The sequence below is a fragment of the Thermovirga sp. genome (assembly GCA_012523215.1).
GTDB lineage: Bacteria > Synergistota > Synergistia > Synergistales > Thermovirgaceae > 58-81.
In genome coordinates this window covers 1-2,403 of sequence record JAAYIZ010000143.1, presented here as the reverse complement: position 1 = coordinate 2,403, position 2,403 = coordinate 1, and the positions used below count along the sequence as shown (strand labels likewise).

Here is a 2,403-nt window from a genome sequence, read left to right as displayed (position 1 = left end):
CCTTTTTGGCCAGCTCGGCCAGGTAGGCTTCGTCCACTTCGCCGACCAGGACGAGGTCGATGAGGCCCGAGTCGATGCCCTTCGCGTAGTCGCCGGTGACGAAGGCCAGTTCCACGTTGCCCAGGCGGGCGACGACCTGTTCGACAAGCCGGTCGAGGCCCACGGTCTTGGCGACGATACGCCGAATCTCGGGGAAAAGAGGGTGCTCCCGGTTGGCGTTGTAGAGAATGGTGCGGCCCTCGGACCTGGATTCCAGGATGCCGGCCTTCTGGAGGCGATTCAGTTCCACCCTGACCCCGTTGGTGGATTCGCCGAATTCGTCGGCCAGTTCCCGCAGGTAGGAGGTGGTGTCGGGGTTGATGAAGAACTTGAGAAGTAGTTTGATCCTGGTCTTCGAGGTGATGAAGCTTTCAAGCATAAGAAACCCCCAGGGACGTGAGATGTCGGACAGAACGACGTAAATCGTGAATCGCTTGGATCAGGTTCGCCAACGGTGAAGTGTAAGGAAAACCGCAAGACCAGGGCTTCTCACCCCAGAGAACGCCGACGAAGTACCCCGAACATAGTGAAGGGGTAGGATCAAGGTCAAAAACAACCCCAACCCTTTTCACCACATACAAGGTACTTTGGCTGCGTTCCGTCAACGTAGGGGAGAACGCGTTGCGATTCACGGTTGACGATTTACGTTATGATTTACGAGTAATTTTATTGCTCTTGATTGCAAAAAGCAAGGCGACCGAAGGCCCTTGGGGTCAGAGCTTGATTTTGAGCATTTGTATACCATAAGGACTAGAAGGCCGTGAGTTGGGAAACGGATCCGTGAATCGGAAATCGTGAAGCAAAGGCAAAAAGCGTAAACCGTGGAGCAAAAGCGAAAGGCGTAAACGGACAACGGGATATCAACCCAAGGAGCGAAGGTTGCGCCATGGGGGCCAAAGACTTCGGGATTGCAAGGCAAGGGTTCGCTGGAAGGTTTTTATTCGGTCTTGAGGGCTTCGCCCCAGTAATTCCAGGAGACGATGCGGATGGTGGGGATGTGGCCCATTTGAAGGCCTTCGAGCCCGAAGGAGGCGTCTTTGAGGAGGGCCGGGACGTCGCGGTCAAGATGGCAGCCGCCGGAGATGCCCTGCCAGCAGGGGTTGAGGACGCGCTGGCATTTCCTGACGGCGGGTGCGGGAGCCAGGCCGTGTTCGCTGAAGATGAGTCTGCCGCCGGTTTTGAGGACCCGGCGGATCTCCGTGAGGGCGGTGCGGGGATCGGGCAAGGAGCAGAGGGTGAAGGTCATGAGGACCGTGTCGAAGGTCTCGTCACCGAAGGGGATGTCTTCGGCGCCAGCCCGGATGAGTTCTACGTCGAGGCCGGAACGAGCGATGCGCTCGGCGGTGCGGCCCGGGAGGTGCATGAAGGGGTCGAGGGCGAAGATCTTTTCGACCTTCGCCCTGTCATAGTAGGCCATGTTGAGGCCGGTGCCGAAACCCACCTCCAGGATCCTGCCCGAGGCAAGGGGCACCACCCTCCCGCGCTGCTTCATGAGAGGGTCGATGCTCGCCGCGTGTTCTATGACATGGGGCAGGATCTTGTCACGATACCAGGACATGGAGGCAGCCTCCGTTAATCGTGAATCCCGAGACGAAAAACCTTAGGCTCGAAACGAAACTTCAAAGGCCGGCCCTGGAGAATTCATCACCGACGAAGTGACCCACAGGCAAAAGGGGCGGAAGATCGAATATTTGGGAAAAGCCTTAAACCGCACTGCGATAATCGTCCTCCGTGGTGAGAAATATTGTTTGAGGTCTCGTCGGGCCCTCAAAATATTGAACTTCACCATCGGTCCCGATCAAAAGATAGCTTTGATAAACCGGCGGAGCCAGGGCGTTTTCATTTTTTTCATCATCCAGTCCTCGGTGACCATTTTGTTGATCATCGAGACCGACGGGAAGGAGTGCTGCATCATCATCACGTGGTGCATCTTCTTTTTGTACTGGATGGCCATGGTCCATTCGTGGATGAGTTCGCTGGCGTTCTCGCCCACGATGGTGGCCCCGTGGATGCGCCCCCTGGGGTCAGTGACGATTTTTATGAAGCCGTCGGGGTGCCCATCGGCCACGGTGCGGCCGTAGGTGCGGAAGTCCTTTTTCGCTATTTCGACCCGGAGGCCCTTCTCCCGGGCCTGCTTTTCGGTGAGCCCCACCTGGGCCACCTCGGGCTCGGTGAAAACCGACCAGGGCACGGCGTAGCGCTCACGCTTGAGGATGTTGAGGATGGGCAGCGAAAGGGGCGACAGGGAGTGCATCAGGGCGAGCATCCCCTGGTGCATGGCGGCGTGGGAGAAGAGGTTCTGACCGTTGCAGTCGCCGACGGCGTAGATGTGGCGCCTGTTGGTGCGCAGGTAGCTGTCGACGG

3 protein-coding genes are annotated in these 2,403 nt (G+C 57.9%); all 3 read right to left on the bottom strand.

The window, feature by feature from the left end; genetic code table 11:
- Positions 1-418 (bottom strand): winged helix-turn-helix transcriptional regulator (locus tag GX108_03970; protein ID NLO56196.1); only part of this gene is annotated, 418 nt, incomplete at its 3' end.
- A 558-nt stretch (positions 419-976) separates the two neighbouring features.
- Positions 977-1,597: a class I SAM-dependent methyltransferase gene (locus GX108_03965; GenBank protein ID NLO56195.1), complete on the bottom strand. Its 621-nt coding sequence runs from the start codon at positions 1,595-1,597 to the stop codon at positions 977-979.
- Between the two features lie 240 nt (positions 1,598-1,837).
- Positions 1,838-2,403, bottom strand: a 566-nt coding sequence (locus GX108_03960; GenBank protein NLO56194.1) for an NAD(P)/FAD-dependent oxidoreductase, incomplete at its 5' end; no start/stop codon positions are given.

Coding starts and splice junctions, on each gene's coding strand:
- GX108_03965 (NLO56195.1), bottom strand. CDS start 1,597: ATGTCCTGGTATCGTGACAAGATCCTGCCCCATGTCATAGAACACGCG.